This is a genomic window from Hymenobacter negativus, assembly GCF_017571495.1.
Taxonomy (GTDB): domain Bacteria; phylum Bacteroidota; class Bacteroidia; order Cytophagales; family Hymenobacteraceae; genus Hymenobacter; species Hymenobacter negativus.
Genome location: NZ_JAGETZ010000004.1, coordinates 596,880 through 616,819, shown reverse-complemented (window position 1 = coordinate 616,819; position 19,940 = coordinate 596,880). Strand labels below are relative to the sequence as shown.

General features: G+C 59.9%; 17 protein-coding genes. 10 read left to right on the top strand and 7 right to left on the bottom strand.

Annotation, left to right across the window (positions count from 1 at the left end; translation table 11 throughout):
- Positions 1–68: 68 nt before the first annotated feature.
- Entirely contained in the window at positions 69–2,504 is a 2,436-nt protein-coding gene (gene pheT / locus J4E00_RS12415; RefSeq protein WP_208175460.1) for a phenylalanine--tRNA ligase subunit beta, read from the bottom strand.
- Between the two features lie 218 nt (positions 2,505–2,722).
- Between pheT and J4E00_RS12410 the strand changes: the two genes are divergently transcribed.
- Positions 2,723–3,367, top strand: a complete 645-nt coding sequence (locus J4E00_RS12410; RefSeq protein WP_208175459.1) for a sulfite oxidase-like oxidoreductase — start codon at positions 2,723–2,725, stop codon at positions 3,365–3,367.
- A complete protein-coding gene (locus J4E00_RS12405) occupies positions 3,364–4,104 on the top strand; it encodes a ferredoxin reductase (RefSeq protein ID WP_208175458.1) in 741 nt (246 codons plus the stop codon). The genes J4E00_RS12410 and J4E00_RS12405 overlap by 4 nt, the downstream gene beginning before the upstream one ends.
- A 104-nt stretch (positions 4,105–4,208) precedes the next feature.
- Here J4E00_RS12405 and J4E00_RS12400 read toward each other — a convergent pair whose 3' ends face one another.
- A complete protein-coding gene (locus J4E00_RS12400; RefSeq protein ID WP_208175457.1) occupies positions 4,209–4,820 on the bottom strand; it encodes a DUF1684 domain-containing protein in 612 nt (203 codons plus the stop codon).
- Positions 4,821–5,007: 187 nt separating this feature from the next.
- Between J4E00_RS12400 and J4E00_RS12395 the strand changes: the two genes are divergently transcribed.
- Entirely contained in the window at positions 5,008–7,479 is a 2,472-nt protein-coding gene (locus J4E00_RS12395; protein WP_208175456.1) for a M1 family aminopeptidase, read from the top strand.
- Positions 7,480–7,518: 39 nt separating this feature from the next.
- On the opposite strand, the gene J4E00_RS12390 is transcribed toward J4E00_RS12395, so the two are convergent.
- Together J4E00_RS12390 and radC are read right to left on the bottom strand one after the other, a co-directional pair.
- Positions 7,519–8,841 (bottom strand): PQQ-dependent sugar dehydrogenase, encoded by a 1,323-nt coding sequence (locus J4E00_RS12390; RefSeq protein WP_208175455.1) that lies wholly within the window; start codon positions 8,839–8,841, stop codon positions 7,519–7,521.
- Positions 8,825–9,568 (bottom strand): RadC family protein, encoded by a 744-nt coding sequence (radC, locus tag J4E00_RS12385; RefSeq protein WP_208175454.1) that lies wholly within the window; start codon positions 9,566–9,568, stop codon positions 8,825–8,827. The genes J4E00_RS12390 and radC overlap by 17 nt, the downstream gene beginning before the upstream one ends.
- A gap of 126 nt (positions 9,569–9,694) precedes the next feature.
- On the opposite strand from radC, the gene J4E00_RS12380 reads away from it, so the two are divergent.
- From J4E00_RS12380 to J4E00_RS12360, 5 genes are all read left to right on the top strand, one after another.
- Positions 9,695–10,939, top strand: coding sequence for a metallophosphoesterase (locus J4E00_RS12380; RefSeq protein ID WP_208175453.1), 1,245 nt, complete (start codon positions 9,695–9,697; stop codon positions 10,937–10,939).
- Between the two features lie 140 nt (positions 10,940–11,079).
- The gene (locus J4E00_RS12375; protein ID WP_208175452.1) at positions 11,080–11,754 is read left to right on the top strand and encodes a hypothetical protein; all 675 of its coding nucleotides are present in this window, start codon (positions 11,080–11,082) and stop codon (positions 11,752–11,754) included.
- 161 nt (positions 11,755–11,915) lie between these two features.
- Positions 11,916–12,569 (top strand): carboxypeptidase-like regulatory domain-containing protein, encoded by a 654-nt coding sequence (locus tag J4E00_RS12370; protein ID WP_208175451.1) that lies wholly within the window; start codon positions 11,916–11,918, stop codon positions 12,567–12,569.
- Positions 12,570–12,664: 95 nt separating this feature from the next.
- Positions 12,665–13,660 (top strand): UV DNA damage repair endonuclease UvsE, encoded by a 996-nt coding sequence (gene uvsE / locus J4E00_RS12365; RefSeq protein WP_208175450.1) that lies wholly within the window; start codon positions 12,665–12,667, stop codon positions 13,658–13,660.
- Between the two features lie 56 nt (positions 13,661–13,716).
- Complete coding sequence (locus tag J4E00_RS12360) at positions 13,717–14,070, top strand: hypothetical protein (protein WP_208175449.1); 354 nt, start codon at positions 13,717–13,719, stop codon at positions 14,068–14,070.
- A gap of 78 nt (positions 14,071–14,148) precedes the next feature.
- On the opposite strand, the gene J4E00_RS12355 is transcribed toward J4E00_RS12360, so the two are convergent.
- From J4E00_RS12355 to J4E00_RS12345, 3 genes are all read right to left on the bottom strand, one after another.
- Entirely contained in the window at positions 14,149–14,529 is a 381-nt protein-coding gene (locus tag J4E00_RS12355) for a hypothetical protein (RefSeq protein WP_208175448.1), read from the bottom strand.
- A gap of 95 nt (positions 14,530–14,624) precedes the next feature.
- Positions 14,625–15,053: a hypothetical protein gene (locus tag J4E00_RS12350; RefSeq protein ID WP_208175447.1), complete on the bottom strand. Its 429-nt coding sequence runs from the start codon at positions 15,051–15,053 to the stop codon at positions 14,625–14,627.
- A gap of 486 nt (positions 15,054–15,539) precedes the next feature.
- The gene (locus tag J4E00_RS12345; RefSeq protein WP_208175446.1) at positions 15,540–18,257 is read right to left on the bottom strand and encodes a choice-of-anchor I family protein; all 2,718 of its coding nucleotides are present in this window, start codon (positions 18,255–18,257) and stop codon (positions 15,540–15,542) included.
- Between the two features lie 235 nt (positions 18,258–18,492).
- Between J4E00_RS12345 and J4E00_RS12340 the strand changes: the two genes are divergently transcribed.
- Together J4E00_RS12340 and J4E00_RS12335 are read left to right on the top strand one after the other, a co-directional pair.
- On the top strand, positions 18,493–19,035 hold the full coding sequence (locus J4E00_RS12340) for an RNA polymerase sigma factor (protein WP_208175445.1): 543 nt from the start codon (positions 18,493–18,495) through the stop codon (positions 19,033–19,035).
- A 4-nt stretch (positions 19,036–19,039) separates the two neighbouring features.
- Positions 19,040–19,900, top strand: a complete 861-nt coding sequence (locus tag J4E00_RS12335) for a zf-HC2 domain-containing protein (protein WP_208175444.1) — start codon at positions 19,040–19,042, stop codon at positions 19,898–19,900.
- Positions 19,901–19,940 lie beyond the last annotated feature (40 nt).

Below are 19,940 nucleotides of genomic sequence, written 5' to 3'. Positions count from 1 at the left end.
GTCGCAGAACGTTCTGCGACCTCTGCGAAACCCCTTGCGGCTTCTGCAGACTAAAACCAGTTAGAACACTACTTCCGAATCAGCGCTCCGGCCTGCTTCTCAAACTGCTGAATCAGCTTCTGCATCACCTGGTCGATGGCCTGCTCGCTGAGCGTCTGGCTGAAGTCCTGCAAGGTGAAGCTTACCGAGTACGACTTCTTGCCCGCGCCGAGGTTTTCGCCCGCGTACACATCGAACACGTTGATGCTTTGCAGGAGTTTTTTCTCGGTGCGCTGCGCAATCTGGCGGAGCTGGTCGAAGGTCACCGACGCATCCACCACGAGGCTCAAATCACGCCGCACTTCCGGGAACTTGGACAGCTCGCGGGCCACCAGCGTGGGCTTGTATTTCTTGCTCAGCGCATCCCAATCCAGCTCGGCGTACCACACCGGCTGCGTCACGTCGAGCCGCTTCAGCACCGATGCCGACACGGCACCGAACTGCGCCACCGGCTGGTTGTGCACCAGCAGTGTGAGGCCGCCGGCCAGGTACGGATGCTGCACCGGCTGCGAGGCCGCTCCGCCGAAGCCCAGCGCGGCCAGCACCTGCTGCACGGCGTTGGCCAGGTCGTGGTAGGCCGCTTTTTCCGACTTGTGCTGCCAGGTTTCACTGCTCGCGTTGCCGGTCAGGTAAATCACCAGCTTGTTCTTTTCCTGGTACTTGCCGTTCTCGTTTTGCGAGTACACCTTGCCGAATTCGTACAGCTTCAAATCGCGCTGGCGGCGGTTGATGTTGTAGCGAATCACCTCCAGGCCTGATTGCAGCAGCGAGGGGCGCAAGGCATTCAAATCGATGCTGTTGTAGTTCAGAATGCGGACCAGCGCGGCATCGGCTTCGCCTTCTTTATCGAAGTACTGCGAGTTGGTGAGCGAATTGGTCAGAATCTCCGAATAGCCCTGGCCGCTGAGCAGTGAGGCAATTTTCACGCGCGTTACCTCCGGGTCGGGGTTCGGGAACTTGGCCAGGAAAGAGGCCGAGTTATTGGGCCGCAAAGCCACGTTGTTGTAGCCGTAGATGCGCAGGATTTCCTCAATCACGTCGGCCTCGCGGGTCACGTCCACCTTATGCGGCGGCACCGAGAGCAGCCAAGTGGCCTGGTCGCCTTCGTCCAGGTTCTCCTCGGTGATTTCGATGTCCAGGTCCGTCAGAATCTGCCTAATGCGCTCGGGCGCGATGTACTGGCCCACCAGTCGCTCCACGCGGGGCAGGCGCAGGCGTACGGTGGCGGGCTGCACGGGCGTGGGGTACTCATCTACGATGGGAGCAGCCACGGTAGCACTGGCCACCTCTTGGAGCAGCAGCGCGGCGCGTTTCAGGGCTACCAGTACCATGTTGGGGTCGGTGCCGCGCTCGAAGCGGAACGAAGCGTCGGTTTTCAGCTGGTGTGTTTGGGAGGTGCGGCGCACGGCGGCAGGGCCGAAGTAGGCGCTTTCCAGGAATATGCGGGTGGTGCTGTCGCTCACGCCCGAAGTCTTGCCGCCGAACACGCCGGCCAGCGCCATTGGTGCGCCATTGGCATCGGCAATCACCAGGTCTTCGGCTTTGAGGCTACGCTCCACGCCGTCCAGCGTCACGAATTTCTCGCCCGCTTCGGCCCGTTTTACGCGAATCTGGCCGCCCGTAATCTGGTCGGCATCGAAAGCGTGCAGCGGCTGGCCCAACTCGTGCAGCACGAAGTTGGTCACGTCCACCACATTGTTGATGGGACTCAAACCTATGCTGCGCAAACGGCGCTGCAGCCACTCCGGTGAGGGGCCCACTTGCACGTTCTCCAGCAGTAGGCCGGCGTAGCGTGGGGCCGCTTCCGTGTCTTCAATGGTCACGCTAATATTCGCCGCTGCCGATTCCGGCGCCGTGAAGCCACTGATATCAGGCAAGTGGCAGGGCTGCTGGAGCAGCGCGCGTAGCTCGCGGGCCACGCCGTAGTGCGAGGCGGCATCGGCCCGGTTGGGCGTGAGGCCAATTTCGTACACCGTATCCGAGCCCAGGCCGAAGTAGTTGGCGGCGGGCGTGCCGTTGGGCAGCTCGGTGTCCAGCACCATGATGCCGGCGTGCGACTGGCCCAGGCCAATTTCGTCCTCAGCGCAAATCATGCCCTCGGAGGCTGCGCCGCGGATTTTACTTTTCTTGATTTTGAACGGCTCGCCCTGTGCGGGGTAAAGCGTGGCGCCTTCCAAGGCCACCACCACGCGCTGGCCAGCGGCCACGTTGGGGGCACCGCACACGATTTGGCGCGGGGTGCCGTCGCCCACGTCCACGGTGGTCAGGCTGAGCTTGTCGGCATCGGGGTGGCGCTCGCAGGTGAGCACGGTGCCCAACACCACGCCGCGCAGGCCGCCGGGAATGCTTTCCAGCTCTTCGGCGCTCTCCACCTCCAGGCCCGAGCCGGTGAGCAGGGCGCCAATTTCGGCGGCGGGTTTATCGGTAGGAATGAGGGTTTTAAGCCAGTCGAGGGAGATACGCATTGGGAGTTATTCGTTGTTTGTTGTCAGTTGTCAGGCTGCTGACGACGGGGCAAAGGTACGGCGGGGCAAAATGACTGAATTGGAGGGTGCTGGCATATATTTGCCCGAGGCCGGTTTAGGCATTGAGGCTCGCTTCAACAGCCATGCGGAGCGGAGCCGAAGCGTGACGTTTTTAATTTCCCTTCTGACCCGCCATTCACTGCTAATTCTTTCTGAGTATGCCCTTCGTCAACAAAGGATTTCACGCCAAGCGGCCCACCGACGGCGCCCACAAGCTGCCGCCAGGCCAGTACGAAACCCAGGATTTTCCGGTGCTCACGGCTGGCCCCACGCCGCGCATTCCGCTGGTGAACTGGGAGTTCCGCCTCGAAGGGCTGGTGGAAAACCCCGCCAAGTGGAGCTGGAACGAGTTCAACGCCCTGCCGATGCAGTCGTTTAATCCCGACATTCACTGCGTCACGAAATGGTCGAAATTCGATACCAAGTGGCGCGGCGTAAGCCTCGATACGCTGCTCGAACACGTGCAGCTCAAGCCCGAAGCCAAGTTCGTGATGGCCTTTTCCTACGGCGGCTATACCACCAACCTGCCGCTGGCCGACCTGCGCGATGGCAAAGCCTTCATCGGCCTGGAATACGAGGGTAAGCCGCTGGCGGCTGAGCACGGCGGCCCGGCCCGGCTGGTGGTGCCGCACCTCTATTTCTGGAAAAGCGCCAAGTGGGTGCAGGGCCTGCGCTTCATGGCCGATGATGAGCCCGGCTTCTGGGAAGACAACGGCTACAGCATGCACGGCGACCCGTGGAAGGAGGAGCGCTACCGCGCCGACGACGAGCCTACGCCCGACAACGCCCGCTTCCGCCTGTGAGCCGGCTAGCCTGGCAGGTGGCCACCGTAGCCGCCATTCGCAGTGAAACGCCCCGCGTTAAAACCTTCACCCTAAGCCTGCCGCAGTGGACGCCCCACCACGCCGGCCAGCACTACGACCTGCGCCTCACGGCCCCCGACGGTTACCAGGCCGAGCGCAGCTATTCCATCGCCTCGCCCCCGGAGCAAACCGGCGAAATTGAGCTGACCGTGGAAGAAATTGCCGAGGGCGAAGTCTCTGGCTACCTCTTCGAAGGCGTGGCCGTGGGCGACCAGCTGGAAGTGCGCGGGCCCATCGGCGGCTACTTTGTGTGGCCCGCCGGACCGCCCGATGCGCCGCTGTTGCTCGTGGCCGGTGGCTCCGGGGTGGTGCCGCTAATGGCCATGCTGCGCCACCGCCAGCGCGCCGGCCTGCGCAATCCTGCCGTGCTGCTGTTCAGCGTGCGCACGCCGGAGGAAGTCATTTATCAGCAGGAGTTAGAAGCGCTGGCGGCCAGTGACCCTGCTTTCACCCTGCTGCTCACTTATACCCGCCAGGCCCCGGCCGACTGGCCCGGCTACCAGCGCCGCCTCGATGCCGCGATGCTGGCCGAAGCCGTAGCACACCTGCCTGGTTTGCCGCAGTGCTACGTGTGCGGCCCCACGGGTTTGGTGGAAAGTGCCGCTACGCTACTGCAAGCGCAAGGCCTGCCCGATGAGGCTATTCGCACGGAGCGGTTTGGGCCGACGGGGAGCTAAAACTTTTGCTCTACGATTTTGCGGGATTGAAAAAACGTAAAGCAAAACGGAGGTTGACTGCAAGGCCCATCTGGAATCTGCTACCGGTTAAAACCCAATTTGAGTTAGTCGTGAAATGATTTTTCCCCAGCTGGAATGGCTACCGTGAGTCGGTTTTCGGCCGGTGGGACCGGGCAGCTGTATTCGTTGTTATAAGCGCAATAGGGGTTGTAGGCACGGTTGAAATCCAGCTGGATTTCCGACTCGTTCAGCCGGGGAATGGGCGCGTCGAGGTAGCGGCCGCCGCCGTACGTTTCGTGGCCGTTGGTGAGGTCGGTGAAGGGGATGAAGAGGGTGGAATCGCGGCCGTCGGCTTTCAAGTAGAGGCGGAGCTGCTGGGGTGAGTTATTAATGGAAAACTTCACCACGCCCCAGTTCAGGTACTTCTCAGCTTTGTTGTCGCTCATTTGCAGAAGCGTGGTGTCGGGTTTCTCGTTGCGTGTGATGTCGGCATGCGGCACGAAGGCCGGGTCACCGGGGTAGTATTTCAGGCTGTCGAAGGCAGCTTTTTGGGCGGCTGGTAGCGGCGATTCCTCGGACTGCCGAAACGCCTGGTTTTTCTCGCGACGGAATTTTTGCAGTTGCGCCAGGTAGGTGCTCGAATTCGGCTTGGCATCGTTTAGTGAATACCAGATGATGCCGATGAGAGCGGCGGCCAGCGCTATTTTTTTAATCATAATATTTCCTTTTGCGAAAGGTAAATGCTGCCTTGGATTGTCTGAATCAAAAGTAAGTTGGCAGCGCACTGTAACTTTTCCGGATTAGCGCAGTGTCTCTGCTTGGCTACCGGAACAGCCAACCTCTTGCCCATCGGCTGCGTCCTTGGCGTCGCCTACCGCCTTAATTGCGCCCTTGTTTGCCCATATGCAAAAAATCCTGTTGTTTTTCTTCGCTCTGGTTACCGTTGTTCCGGCTGTTGCCCAGCCATCGGCCGCTACTGCTTACCAGGCGGCAACGCATAGGATAAACGACCTGGTGCACACCAAGCTCGATGTGCGGTTTGATTATGCTAAGCGCTACCTCTACGGTAAGGAATGGGTCACGCTCAGGCCCCACGGCTGCGCAACTGATTCGTTGCGGCTTGATGCGAAAGGCATGGATATTAGGTCTGTTGAATTGGTGCAAGGCTCAGCCAACGTCCCGCTGAAATTTGACTATAACCAGCAGCAGTTACTCATTCATCTGGGCCGCTCAATTCCCGCTGGTGAGTCGTACACTATCTACCTCGACTACACGGCCAAGCCCAACGAGCTGAAAGCGAAAGGTAGTGCCGCTATTGGTGACGCCAAGGGCTTATATTTCATTAATCCCGACAGCGCGGTGGCCGGCAAGCCGGTTCAAATCTGGACGCAGGGCGAGACGGAAGCCAACTCCGCTTGGTTTCCAACGATTGATAAACCCAACCAGAAAACCACCACCGAAATCAGCCTCACGGTGCCCGCCAAATACGTTACGCTCAGCAACGGGAAGCTGACCAGCCAGGCGCCCGCCGGCCCCGGGCTGCGCACCGATACTTGGAAAATGGACGAGCCCCACGCGCCTTATCTGGTGATGCTGGCTGTGGGCAACTTCCTCATAACCAAAGATACCTGGCGTGGCAAGGAAGTCAATTATTACCTCGAACCTCAGTATGCCGCCCAAGCGAAGCAGATTTTCGGCCAGACGCCCGCCATGCTGGAGTTTTTCTCCCAGCGTCTGGGCGTGGCGTTTCCGTGGAACAAATACAGCCAGATTGTGTGCCGCGAATACGTGGCCGGCGCGATGGAAAACACCACTGCCTCGCTATTTGGCGAGCAGGCGCAGGGCTCGGCCCGTGAGCTGCTGGACTGGGAGTACGCCGGGGTAGAGCGTGAAATTGCGCACGAGCTGTTTCATCACTGGTTTGGCGATTACGTGACGGCCGAAAGCTGGAGTAACCTGACGGTGAACGAGTCGTTTGCCAATTTCAGCGAAGTTATTTGGGCCGAGCACGCCCACGGGGCCGATGCCGGAGCCGCCCAGGCCTACCGCAGCCTGCGCAACTATCTCCGCAATGCCAGCAACCACACCAAGCCACTGGTGCGCTTCCAATATGCCGACAAGGAGGACATGTTCGATAACGTGACCTACCAGAAGGGCGGCAGCATTTTGAACATGCTGCGGGCTGAGCTGGGCGAGGAGGTGTTTTTCAAAGGCTTGCAGCGCTACCTCACCCAAAACGCCTTCGGTACCGGCGAGGCACAGCAGCTGCGGCTGGCCCTGGAAGAAGCGTCAGGCCGGGATTTGAACTGGTTTTTTAACCAGTGGTACTACCGCGCCGGCCACCCAATCGTAACCATTGACTACCGGTGGGACGCGGCCCGCAAGCGGCAAGCCGTGGTGGTGCGCCAAACGCAAGCCGGCGACCCATTTGTGCTGCCGCTGCAAGTGGATATTTATGCCAATGGCCGCACCCAGCGCTACGCCGCCACGCTACGCCACGCCGTGGATACGCTGTATTTTCCGGCCGCCACCAAGCCCAATTTGGTAAATGTGGATGCCAATAAAGTGCTGGTATGGGAGGTGCAGGACCACAAATCCCTAACCGAGTTTGCCTACCAGTACCGCCACGCCCCACGCTACCTCGACCGCCGCGAAGCCCTGGCCGCTGCCGAAACCCAGGTGGCCGACCCGCTGGCGCGGCAAATCCTCGTGGCCGGGCTGAGCGACAAGTCATCGGACCTGCGGCTGCTGGCCGTGAAAGCGCTCGACCTCAAAAACGCAGCTTTGCGCAAGGCGGCCGAACCGATATTGAGTCGGCTGGCGGCGGCTGATTCGTCGGTGCTGGTGCAGGCGGCCACCCTCACGGCGCTGGGCGGGCTGAAGGACAAGCGCTACCGCCCGCTGTTTGCGAAAGCGCTGAATAACCAATCATACCGGGTGCAGGCAGCGGCGCTCACGGGCCTGCTGCCCCTCGACCCGGCCCAGGCGCTGACCCGCGCCACTGCCTTTGAAGCCGACCACAAAAGCACTCTAACGGCCTCGTTGGTAACCGTGTACGGCCAGGCCGGTGGCCCCACGCACTGGCCCCTGATGCTGGCCAAATACGATGCCGCCGACCCTAACGGCCGCTTCGATATGCTGGAAGGCTTCAGTGAATTCCTCGGCCGCACCGACAGTCCGGAAGCATTAAACCAAGGCATTACCCGCATCAAAGACCTGACGGTAAAGTTCAAACCCTATATCGACGCAGGAGGCATCAAAAATATTATCGGTCTGCTGCGGCAGGTACAGGAGCGGCAGGCAAAGGGGACGAATGCGGCGCAGACTACGGCTTTGGTGGACCAGGCCGTAGCAGCCATCGAAGCGGCGAAGTAGTAGCCCTTGCACTCAGCGTGACGGGCTTATACTACTCTTCTATTTCTTCCAGACATAATAAACCACACCGCTCTTATCGTCGCTGATGAAAAACGAGTGGTTGTCCCATTGCATTACATCGCAGGGGCGGCCCAGGCGCAGGGCTTCTGTTTTTCCCTGCAAAAAGCCGGTGACCACGGGCACGTATTTATCCTTGCCCGTCACCATCACCACCTCGTTGCCGCGGTAGCGGCCGGGCATGTTGCTGCCATGCAGCGCCACCAGCATGTGCTTGTTGAACACCGTATCGGCGTAGTTGGTGAAATAGGCCAGGCCCAAGGGCGAAGAGTGGCCCAGGAAGCCAACCAAACCCGGTTTTTCCACGCGCGGCGCAGTCGACTTCACGGAGTCCACAAAGTACTTATCGGCCTTCATCTGCTGGCGGTACTGGTAGAAATAGGGCCAGCCGTAGTAGCCGTTTTCGCGCACTGAGGTCAGTATATCCTGCGGCTCGTCGGGGCCCAGGCCGTCGCGGCCCATGTTGGTGGCCCACAGCTGGTTGTTAATCCACTGAATGCCCACGGCGTTGCGCAGGCCGGTGGCAAACACGCGCTGGTTGCTGCCGTCGAGGTTCATTTCGAGGATGCAGGCGCGGAGCTTCTCCTTTTCCAGGCAGGCGTTGCAGCTACTCCCAATGCTGACGTACAGCTTGTTGTTGTGAATGGCCAGGCTGCGTGTCAGGTGCCAGCCGCCATACTTGTAGCTCAGCCCATAAGCCGGGAAGCGCGCTATGACCTTGCCCTCGCCGGCCTGTTTCGTGGAGCCGGGCACGTAGTCGAAAACGCGTAGTTTATCGGTTTCGGCCACGTAGAGCAGGGTTTTGCCATTGGCCTTGTGGAAGGCAATCTGATTGGGGTTGTGCAGGTGCTCCATGAACGGCACGATGCTCAAAAACCGGTGTTCCTGCTCGCTCCATTTGTCCAGAATCAGTACGCGGCCCTGGGTGTTGTCGTCGCGGTTGTGCATGTCGGTGAGGAACAACCGGCCATCAGGCGATTTAGCGAAAAAGCGCGGGCGTTCCAGGCCCTGGAAGGCCACGCTCAGCTCGTGTCCTTTCGGGACTTGCAGCATAAAATCCTTCTTCTTATCCGTCAGGTGCACCGGCACGGCGTGGAGCGCTAGCTGTGCCTGGGCGGGCCGGCTGGGCATCATTCCCAGCAGCACGGCTATGAATGCTAGCTTCTTAGCTGCTTGTGCTCCGAAGCTGTGCTTTGGCCCCGCAGGACCTTGTTCGCGGTTGTTGTTTGTGGCTCGTTCGGCCGAAGCACTGCTCCGGGGTGTACCGTTCATTGACGCAACCAGCGCCTTATAAAATCCCTTCATCAGCGAAGCTGTAGTAGCCTTGTTCGGCAAAAATAAGGTGGTCGAGAATGGGCAAATCCAGGAAGTTACCGGCTTCTTTCAGCTTTTTGGTAAGCTGGATGTCGGCACCGCTGGGGTTGCGGTTGCCACTGGGGTGGTTGTGTACTAGAATAATGCTGCTGGCCAACTGCTCCAGGGCTTCCTTGAAAATCATTTTGGGGTCGGCCACGGTGCCAGCCACGCCGCCGCGGCTGATGGCCGTTTTGCGCATTACCACATTGGCGCGGTTGAGGAGGATGACCCAGAATTCCTCGTGCGGCAAATCGAGCAGGTGCGGCCGCATGATATTATAGATGTCGCGCGAGCAGGTGATGGTGTTGCGCGGGGCGGCATCGGCTTCCTTGCGGCGCCGGCCCAGCTCCAGCGCGGCTACCACCGTAATGGCCTTGGCTTCGCCGATGCCGGGGTGGCGGCAGAGCTGCTTCACGCTTTCGCGGGCCAGGGCATTGAGGTCGTTGCCAACGCCTTGCAGCATGAGCTTGCCCACGTCCACGGCCGTGAGCTTGGTGGTGCCCGAGCCGATGAGAATGGCCAGCAGCTCGGCGTCAGAGAGCACGGCGCGGCCCTTAGCCATTAGCTTTTCGCGGGGGCGGTCGTCTTCGGCCCAGCTTTTAATACCGGACGCGGCCGGCGCGGCGTAGGGTGGGGTAGGAGCGGATGGTTCGGGCAGGCTGTCAGGGGCTTCCATGCAGGGCGTGGGCGGTAGACGGTAAAAAGTCGGTTAAATGTAAAGCAAAAGCCGGCTGGGTGCGTTTAAACTCCGAAGCTGCGACGGTAGTAAGTTGCGGCAGCATTAGTCGTTTCATTTTTGGTTATGCGGAATCCTGTGGTGGTGTGGTTGGTATTGGGGTTGCTGATATTGGCAGAATGGTATGGGTATCAGGCAGTGCGGACTGTGGCGCAACACTGGTCGCCAAATGCGCGCCGGGGGGTGGCCATTGGCTACTGGGTGCTCACGGTGGGTTTGTGGGGCCTGGCCGGTTGGGCCGGCAGCACCCGTCAAGCCGGCAATACCGTGCTCAAAAGCTACCTGATGAGTTTGCCACTGCTGCTGCTGGCGGCTAAAATTGTTATTCTCGTTCCGCTGCTGCTCGAAGACCTGACGCGGCTGGGCCGTTGGGCCGTGAGTTCGGCTACGCGCCCGGCGGGCATAGAGGCCGATGCTATTCCGCGCAGCGAGTTTCTGGCCAAGCTGGCGTTGGTATTGGGGGCTATTCCGGCCGTGGCCCTGCTGTGGGGCATGGTAAAGGGTGGCACCGACTACACCGTGCGCCGCGTCACGCTGAAATACCCCAATCTGCCGCCGGCGTTCGATGGCTTTAAAGTGCTGCAAATCTCGGACTTGCATACTGGCAGCTTCAACTCGACGGAGCCATTGGAACGGGCCGTGGCCATGATAAACCGCCAGGGCGCCGACCTCATCCTGATGACCGGCGACCTGGTAAACAACCGCGCCGAAGAAGTGGAGCCGCATATTCCGGCCCTGTCCAAAATCAAATCGGAACTGCCCATCTTCTCCAGTCTCGGCAACCACGACTACGGCGACTATGTGGCCGAATTCCGCGACGACCGCAGCCTGTGGCGCCAGAACCTGGAGCGCCTGATGCAGAACCACGCCAAAATGGGCTGGACGCTGCTCAACGACACCACCCACTTCATTGAGCGCGGCGGCGACCGAATTGCCATCCTGGGCATTCAGAACAGCAGTTCGCACCTCAACTTTCACACCTACGGCAACCTGCCCAAAGCCCACGCCGCCAGCGGCGATGCCCCGTTCAAAATCCTGCTCTCGCACGACCCTTCGTACTGGGAAAGCCACATTCTAAAGTACCCCGACATCGACCTCACGCTGAGCGGCCACACCCACGGCATGCAGTTTGGCCTGAACCTGCCTTTCCTGAAATGGAGCCCCGTGCAGTACGCCTACAAGCAGTGGGCCGGCCTCTACCAGCAGGGCCGCCAAAAGCTGTACGTGAACGTTGGGCTGGGCTTTTTGGGCTACCCCGGTCGGGTTGGTTTCCTGCCCGAAATCACGGTATTTGAATTGCGTCGTGCCTGATTGGATTGACTGACGTCGTGGAAAGCGGGACAGAACAGTTCAGCAGGGCGTTCTGCTTTTCCTGTTCAGGTAACATCGACAGTGGCATCGCCGTAAAGTGGCCCCAAACCAATTACGGTTCTTCTCATTCCCTCATTGTCATGAAAAATTCCCTGCTGATTCTCGCCGGCGCTGCTGCCCTTTCCCTGGCCTCCTGTTCGCAGGAAAAGACTGCCGAGACCACGGCTGCCACCGATGGCGCTGCCACAACCACGACGACTACCACAACCACCAGCCCCCTGACGGATGCCCAGATTGAGGCCCGCGCTCAGCGCATTGCCGACAAAATGGTCGCTGATATGAAAATCACGGACGAGGCCACCAAGACCAAAATCCGCACCGTGTACGTGAACCGCTACAAGCGCATGAACGAAATGCGCACCAAGTACACCACCGATACCACCGGCATGGCCGCTGCCATGCGCGACGCCCGCACGGCTGAAGACGCGGAATTCAAGACAGTATTCTCCGACCCTACGCAGTACCAAGCTTACGAGTCGAGCCGCTCGACCTATGACGACAGCAACTACGCTGATGATGATATGTCGAGCACCTCGATGTCGGACACAGCATCCAGCTCGATGGCCCCTTCGTCATCGATGACCACGACGGAGGAAACCACTACCACTACCACTGATAATGGTGCAAACGGCACTGGTACGGGCGCAGAGGTATCGAAAATGAAGGCCAAAGCCGACGACGGCAGCAAAATCAAGATTAAAGACAACGGCAAGGTGAAAACCAAAGACGCCGACGGCAACAAATCGAAAAATTAATGTGTTGGTCGATATAATTGACCAAACTGTCGCTGAAAAGCCCACGCCTGCAACGGTGTGGGCTTTTTTTGGCTCGTTGGGTTGCTACTTTGTAGTCGCTTGCGTTTAAAGGATTAATGGGTTTCGAAGTAAGAACTTATCTACGTGCGGCTTGGCTGCTTTTGAGCCGGGGCGTTGGGCTGTTGCTGGTCGTCTGGCTGCTGGCTTGCTCGGGCGTGCACGCGCAGGCGCTGCCTACGCAGGTGAGCGGCAGCGTATCGGAAGCCAAAACGCGGCTGCCTATTCCGGGCGCCACGGTGCAGGTAGTGCGTACCAAGCGTGGCGTGGTCACGAGCACTACCGGCGATTTCAGCATCGAAGCCATGCCCACCGACACCATTCTGTTTCGGGCGCTGGGCTACAAATCGCAACGCATGCCAATGGGCGGCATCGGGCTGTCGCAGCTGGTGGTGCGCATTCAATTAGTGCGCGACAGTGTGCGCCTGGGCGAAGTGCAGGTTATCAGCGACCGGCCCGACCGCGCCATCATCAACCGGGCGCTGCGCAACATCAAGCGCCCCGCGCCGCCGGTGGTGAGTGGGGCCAAGCGTCCGCCCAAGCCCAAACCCCTTTTCGCCGTCGATTCCACGGCCCCCAAAAAGCCCGTGCCCACCATCGCCAGCCCGGTAAGCCTGCTCTACGACCAGTTTTCGCGCGAGGGCAAGCAGCGTCGCAAAATGGAGGAAATTGAGGCCGAGCAGCGCGCCGAAAAGCTCCGCAAAGCGCGAGCTGAGTACAACAAAGCCTTTCTGGATAATCGGGGCTACACGCCGTGAAACTCAATGAGGAATTAGCGCTGCCTCGCTAGGAATTACGCATTCTCCATTCTGCATTGATAACTGCTCACTGCCCTTTCCCGTAAGCCCGAAGTATGAAAATCGGGTATCCCTGCGTGAACGAGGCAATGGATTGCAGCGCTGCCAACACCTTCCGGCTGGCCTCTTATTCGGAGGAGCGGGTGGTGGCGGCAGTGACGGCAAACCTGGCCTGCCTGCGCCGCATGTTGGAATGGAACGTGGCCCAGGGCCTGCTATTCTTCCGGATGGGCTCGGGTATTGTGCCCTTCGGCTCGCACGAAATCAACACCTTTCCCTGGCAGACGCATTTCGCGGCCGAGTTCCAGGCAATTGGTGACTACATCAAGGCCAATGACTTGCGGGTGAGCTTTCACCCCGACCAGTTTGTGGTGCTGAATTCGCCCAGTCCGGACATCGTACGGCGCAGCATTCAGGAGCTGGTTTACCAAGGTTCGATGCTGGATTTGATGGGGCTGAACGGTACGGCCAAGCTTCAGATTCACGTGGGCGGGCTGTATGGCGAGCGAGAGTTGGCCATCAGCCGGTTTGCCCAAGTGCACGCCACACTGCCGGAAGCGGTGAAAGTGCGGTTGGTGGTGGAAAACGATGACCGGCTTTTTCCGTTGCGCGACTGCCTGCACCTGCACGAACTCACGGGCGTGCCCATTCTCTTCGATAATTTCCACCACGAATGCCTCAACCACGGCGAGTCCATGCACGAGGCCCTGAAGCTGGCCGCCGGTACCTGGCACCCCACTGCCGATGGCGTCCCGATGATGGACTACAGCTCGCAGGCTTTGGGCGAGCGCAAAGGCAAGCACACCGATGACCTGGTGGAAGAGCGGTTCCGGGAGTTTCTGACCCATCTGCATGGGCTTGAATTCGACATGATGCTGGAAATTAAAAACAAAGAAGCCAGCGCCCTGCGGGCTGTCGCCATTCTGCGGGAGTTGGGCTTGAGTGCGCCTGCGCCCATCATGCCCATCCCACCCCTGAACTTACCCCGCGACCCCAACGCCCCAACCAAAACCCAGCGCACCCGAAAGGAGCCGGCCCTCAAAAGCAAATAGCAGTAAGGCTTCGCCGTTCTGCTACTCACCATTTCACTATTTCCCCACTTCATTCAATGCCTTCCGACCACCTTCTCGCCACCGTCAGTGCCCTCAAAAACGGCCTCACCAGCCTGCCCTTGGGCTCGGCCATGGATAATACCGAAACCTGGCAGCAGCAATTCCTACAAAGTGGCGAGCCCGGCCTGCAGGACATTGCCCGCGAAATTGGCAACCTGCAATCCTTGCTCAGCAGCGGCACGTTGAGCGCCACGGCCATTGGCAACTCGCTCACCATGCTCGGCGACCAGACCGGCGAAGTAGCTGCTAGCGCTGCCGTCGACCTGAAAAAGCCCCTTACCGAGTTAGCTGACCTACTGCGCCGCCACGGCGGCGACTTGCTGGCTCACGCCGCCAAAAACCAGAAATAATAAAGCACATTGGCTACACAAAAAGGCCCGGCTCAATCAGTTTGAGCCGGGCCTTTTTTGTGCGATTAGTCTGCTGGTTTAATTCTGCAATACGTTGCTGCTGTTGCTACGGCGCGAACGGCTGGGTACTACATCGGTCGACTGCCGACGGCGGCCGTCCTTGATGATGGGTTGTTCGCGCACGTCGGGGACGGCGTTGGGAGAAAGCTCGGGTGTGGCGGCGGGCGAGAAGCCCCGGTCCTGTAGCTGACGGCTGGGCTGGGCGTCGCGGTTGGTGGGAGTACGTTGCACTTCGGGTGGACCCTGAATCGTACTCTGGTTAAGTGCTGGGTTTACGGGCGGGACGGTGGTCTGGCCCTGGCTGCCGGCGCGTACCGGAGCAGAAGGGTCGAAAGGAACGGTCTGGGCCTGGGCAGCAGCAGCGAACAGCAGGAAGGAAAGGAGGAAGTACGGTTTCATGGGGTGGTGCGAAAAGTGGAAAAGCCAAAAGCCGGCTGCTTCGGAAGAAACAGCCGGCTTCGAACTAACTTACGGCATTGAGCCGCAGAAGGTTACTACATAGTGCCAGTCTTGGACTTGCTCTTAGTAGTTTTGGTACGGCGACCGGAAGTGGTACCCGAAGTAGAGCTACCCGAAGTAGTGCCGCTGGTAGTACCCATCGTGCCGCTTGTAGTGCCCGATGTAGTACCATAGGTGCCGGTGCCGCTGCCCGACGTAGAGCCCATCGTGCCCGAGGTGGTACCTACGGTGCTGCTGCCCGAAGTAGTACCGCTGGTGGTACCCATTGTACCGCTAGTAGTGCCCATCGTGCCGCTGGTAGTACCCATTGTGCCCGAGGTAGTGCTACCTGCTGTAGTGCCGCTGGTAGTGCCCATCGAGCCGCTGGTAGAGCCCGACGTGGTGCCAGTGCCAGTCTGAGCAAAAGCAGCGCTGCTAAAGCCCAGGGTCAACAGAGTAGCGAGGAAAATTTTGGAAGCTTTCATGGTATAAGAACTGAAAATGTGGAAAGGAGAAGAAGTCATTGGAAGCAGCGGTGGCTGCGGGAGTCATGTACGGTCAGGAGCCCTAAAGTGGTTACAATAAAATACGGGCTAGTTGGCTGGGTAATCTATTTAAGCACAACTATTTGTCTTTTAATAATTCCGGGTTGCTATGTGATTTGGGTTTGCGCGAAATGACTGTTATACAAGCTTGCAGGTAGCGTTACTGTTGGAGGTGAGTAGCCGGCCTTCAGTATTTTGCCTAGCTCTCGCCCAGCTGCTCATGCATGATATTTAGGCCTGATTTTCTTTGTTAAAAAAGTGTGAAGCCTTGATTGGCGGTACCAAAACCTAACAGGTATAACCCCGCCCCACCTATCTGACAGCTGTTGAAACCACCGGCCGTACAAGCAAAAAGCCCCCGCGATTAAGCGAGGGCTTCGGCTTACGAATACCGCAAACCGGATAAGATTTGCCAGCAAAAACCAACTACCGCACCACTAGGCGGCCGGTAGCGCCGTCGGAGGCACGCAGTAGGTAGAGGCCGGCGGGCAGGCCACGTACATCGAGCTTATCGGTGGCAATTGGCAACTGGCGCACGGTACGGCCCAACCCATCGAGCAGCGAGCCGGCTATGGGGCGGCTCAGGCGCACCGCGGCATCCGGTGCGGCGGGGTTGGGGAAGCAGTAAAGGGCTTCCGGCGCGTTGAGGCCGTTTTTGGTGGCCGTCACCACGCCGCGCAGGCCAATCTGGTACACGGATACGGTGCTGCTCACTTCATTGGCAAGCAACAGCAGGGGCGAACCCGTGGGGCTGTTGGCCGCCGATACAAACACGAGGCCTTCGGGGCCCTGGTCGCCGGCACCAGTGGTCAGGCTGCGGTTGTTGATGTACTGCACGAGGCGTGGGTTGGCCGGGTCGTTCACGTTCATAATCAGCACGCCGCCCTGGCGCTCCAGGCTCACGAAGGCGTACACCGTGTCGCGAATCATGCCGATGGTGGTGCCTTCAGGCTCGGGGCCTTTGTCGTCAGAGCGGTTTTTCCGGACGGGGTTGCCGGTAGTGTTGCTGGCGTTGAAGATGCTGCCAAACGTGGGGTCGGTGCTGGTGAGGTGTTCGAACAGGTCGCCGCTGTCGTGCACCAGCGCGCCGGTGCCAGCGTTGAGAATGCTGAATGAGCGGCCGCCGTAGGCATAAATCTGGTCAAAGTCGCCGTCACCGTCGGTGTCGCCCAGCTTGTTGGTCACGTTGAGTCGGCCAAGGGCGCTGATGGTTTTCAGCATCGCGGCTTGGGGGAAAGCCGTGGGGTCGAGCACATAAGCAGCATCGCCAAGGCGGTTGACCTCGCTCATGCCGGTGTATTCGCGGGCATCGCCCTCGTTGGCCGTAATAAGGTAGCGGCCACCGCCGAGCGAAGCCGGCAGCTCAAACGAGGCAATGGCATCGGGCTGGCGCATGCCACGGATGGGCCAGTTGGCCATCAGAACATCAGCGGCCTGGTCGGAAGCATCGAGGCTGAAGCCGGGCTGGCTGTGGTCTTGGTAGCCAATGGGGCGCAGGGCGGTGAATTGAAGTGTGGCCAGGTTCAGCGTAGCAATGGCGTTGTTTTCCTGCAAGCCGATGTATGCCGTCTGCGAATCAGCCGACACTGCCACGTACTCCGGCTCCAAATCCTGGGCTACGCTGCTGGGCGTGCCAGCCGGACCACCATAAATGCGGATGCCTGACGTGCGCAGCGCGGCAGCCTGCGAGTTGTAGCTGCTGAAATCCAGCGTAGTGACGCGGGCCTGGGTCACGGCCGTGATGCCGCCGGTCATATCCACTACCGATACCGAGCCGAGTGGGTCGGTAGTGTAGGCTTGGTTGGGCTCGCCCTCGTTGGCAGTGATGAGGTAATGGCCATCGGGCGAGAAGGTTATCATGTCGGGCATGGCCCCGGCGATTACCTGCTTGATGAAGGTGCCGTTCTGGTCGAAGAAGACGATGCTGCCGTCGGCCTGCGGGTTGGTATTTTCCACGGCGCAGGCCACCAGTCCGTTGCGCACTGCCACGGAGTTGATACCGCCATACGGAGCCATACTAATGGACGCCACTGGGGTGAGTACGCCGGTTGTGGCCAGTGTGCTAAAGTCCAGAATGTCAAGCTTGCCGCCGATGGAGTTGGCCACATATAAGCGTTGCGTGGTGGGGTCGTGGGCCACGATTTCGGCCGAGTTCGTTCCGCTGACGCCGTTCTGGTAGCTGCCCAGCAGGTTCAGACGCAGGTTGCCGGCGCGGGCCGGAGCCTGCGTGTCGTTGTCCTTAATAAAGACCAGAAACTCTGTGGCGCCGGCCGTAAGCGTGGCGTTGGTGGGGTTCTGGAGGCGCACGGTGAAGTACTCGGCCGCTTCGGCCGTGGCGTCGTCCGTGATGGGCAGCGTGAGTGTGGCCGTGGTGCTGCCCGGCGCGAAGGTGATGGTCTGAGCCGTGGCAAAGGTGAAATCCGAGCCGGCTGTGGCCGTGCCCAGCGGTGCTACAATGGCCTGCACGGTGCTGGACGTAGTGTTGGCATTGCGAATGCTGAGCGGAATGGCAACGGTGCCCGCGTTTTCATTCACAATAATTGGGGTGGTGCTGCCTGCAAAGCCGAGGTCAGGCACGACAGCGCTAGCCGTCTGACTCAGGCTGATTTCGTCAAAGGCCACCCAATCGTCGTTACCGTTCTGGCGCACGGCCAGGCGCAGGCGGGCGTGGGTGCTGCCGGCTGGTACGGGCACCGTCACGGTGGTCCAGGCTTGCGTGTCCTTATTAAGCTGCGTGTAGGTACGCGGGATGGGCCAAGTGGTGCCGTTGTCGAAGCGCACCACGTAAGCCAGCGAGTCGGGCCCGTCGAAGGCGTTGCTGAAATACTTGAACGTAACCGTATTGGCGGCCGTGGTACCCGATGCAATGGCTACCGGTGCAAAATCCAGATAGTGCCAGATGCTGATGTCGTTGGTTTGGAGCGGGCTTTGCAAGTCGCGGCCACCCCAGAGGTTAGTACCCGCTGAAGGCGTAGCCACTGTAACGCCCGAGCCAGCTGTGCCGATGGTGGTAAGTACCGCCCATTGGTCGGTGGCGGCGAGGTCGTTATAAGTGGCGGGGGTAGGAGTGAAGCTCCAGGTATCGGCGGCGCTGCTTTCGAAGCCTTGAGCCACACTTTGGGCTTGGGCAGTAGTGCTGGCCAAACTCAGGCCTGTTAATAAAGTTGCTGCAACGCGGGAACAGTAAGTTTTCAGGGGCATAGGTGAAGCCTTGATGAATAAAAATTCAAAATTATCCGGGCCTCATTACCTTAACATTGCGAGCGTGTTACCGAATAGGACAGCAGGTTTTAGCGGCTCCGCTAACTTTTTTTTGGGGTCGCTGTAACGAATGACCTTTGTCCTGGTACTCCCTGCATTCCAAACCTAAATACCTTCCGTGGAAACCACGAGCGACGAAGCACTAATGGCCGCCGTCCGGGCCGATGACCTCGACCAGTTGGTGCCGCTATTTGAGCGCTACCACGGACCCCTGTTCAACTACCTCACCCGCCTCACCAACGACCGCGAACTCAGCGAAGACCTCACCCAAACCGTGTTCGAGCGTATCCTCAAATACCGCAGCAGCTACCAGCCCACCCAGCCCTTCAAGGCCTGGGTGTACCAGATGGCCCGCAACGTGCACGCCGACCACTGGCAACGCCAGCAAAAGATGCGCACCGCCGACGTAGACGAAGTGGAGCGCACCGGCGGCCTGCGCGGCGCGGCATTTTCCCACATGCAGGTCAGCGGCAGCCACGACGACCTGCACGAGGCCCTGAACCTGCTCACCGTTCCACAACGCGAAATCCTGGTGCTAAACCGCTTCCAGGGCTTCGGCTACGAGGAAATCGGCAAGCTGCTGGGCTGCACTGCGGAGGCTGCCCGCGTAAAAGCGCACCGGGCCTTGCAGGCGCTTCGCAAAATCTATTTCGCCAATTAGCTATATGAAACCGACCGAATTCTCTGCCTGCCACGAGCTGGAAGCCCTGCTACCAGCCTACGTCGAGCGCAGCCTGCCGGCCGCCGAGGCCGAGCGCGTGGCCGCGCACCTGCCCAATTGCCCCAACTGCCAGCTTCAGGTTACCCAGCTCCGCGCCCTCTCCGATGACCTGGACGCGGCCCTGCCCGAAATCCCCCGCACCGCCCTCCGCGCCAACTTTATGGCCATGCTGGAGCAGCAAAAGCAACTGCTGAAACCAGAAGCCGACGTGCCTGCACCTATTCAAGCTCCGGTGCAACCGGAAGCCAAAGTGGTGTCGATGTGGCCTACGGCGGTGGCCAGCAACTGGCTCCGGGTGGCTGCCAGCATCGTGCTGATTGCCAGTGGCGTGTTCCTTGGTCGCAATCTGCACTGGGGCAACGCTGGCAATGGCAACGTGGCCGCTACCAACCCCGAGAAGCCCGCCCACGTCGAGCTGGCCCAGGCGCTGAATGGTTCGAAGAGCCGCACGGTTTCGGCCAGCGACCGGATTCAGCTGGTCACGAACTCGACCAAAGCACCACAGGCCGACGATAACACGGTGCAGGTGCTGCTTAATACCCTCAATTTTGACCCCAACCCCAACGTGCGGCTGGCCGCTTGCGAAGCCCTCTACCGCTTGCGCGATGCCCCCGGTGTGCGCGAGGGCCTGGCCAACTCGCTCCCCATCCAAACCGACCCAAACGTGCAGATTGCGCTGATTGACATGGTGGTATCGTTGCGAGTGCACCGTGCCGTGCCGCAGCTCCAGCGCCTCGCCAAGAAGGCCGATGCCCTGCCCGTGGTGCGCGCCCAGGCCGAAGCCGGCATTGGCAAACTGATTTAATAAACTTCTCCAACTTGGTGTAGGGCGCGGGGCTTGTCCT

Coding starts and splice junctions, on each gene's coding strand:
- pheT (WP_208175460.1), bottom strand. CDS start 2,504: ATGCGTATCTCCCTCGACTGGCTTAAAACCCTCATTCCTACCGATAAA.
- J4E00_RS12410 (WP_208175459.1), top strand. CDS start 2,723: ATGCCCTTCGTCAACAAAGGATTTCACGCCAAGCGGCCCACCGACGGC.
- J4E00_RS12400 (WP_208175457.1), bottom strand. CDS start 4,820: ATGATTAAAAAAATAGCGCTGGCCGCCGCTCTCATCGGCATCATCTGG.
- J4E00_RS12395 (WP_208175456.1), top strand. CDS start 5,008: ATGCAAAAAATCCTGTTGTTTTTCTTCGCTCTGGTTACCGTTGTTCCG.
- J4E00_RS12390 (WP_208175455.1), bottom strand. CDS start 8,841: ATGAAGGGATTTTATAAGGCGCTGGTTGCGTCAATGAACGGTACACCC.
- radC (WP_208175454.1), bottom strand. CDS start 9,568: ATGGAAGCCCCTGACAGCCTGCCCGAACCATCCGCTCCTACCCCACCC.
- J4E00_RS12380 (WP_208175453.1), top strand. CDS start 9,695: ATGCGGAATCCTGTGGTGGTGTGGTTGGTATTGGGGTTGCTGATATTG.
- J4E00_RS12375 (WP_208175452.1), top strand. CDS start 11,080: ATGAAAAATTCCCTGCTGATTCTCGCCGGCGCTGCTGCCCTTTCCCTG.
- uvsE (WP_208175450.1), top strand. CDS start 12,665: ATGAAAATCGGGTATCCCTGCGTGAACGAGGCAATGGATTGCAGCGCT.
- J4E00_RS12360 (WP_208175449.1), top strand. CDS start 13,717: ATGCCTTCCGACCACCTTCTCGCCACCGTCAGTGCCCTCAAAAACGGC.
- J4E00_RS12355 (WP_208175448.1), bottom strand. CDS start 14,529: ATGAAACCGTACTTCCTCCTTTCCTTCCTGCTGTTCGCTGCTGCTGCC.
- J4E00_RS12350 (WP_208175447.1), bottom strand. CDS start 15,053: ATGAAAGCTTCCAAAATTTTCCTCGCTACTCTGTTGACCCTGGGCTTT.
- J4E00_RS12335 (WP_208175444.1), top strand. CDS start 19,040: ATGAAACCGACCGAATTCTCTGCCTGCCACGAGCTGGAAGCCCTGCTA.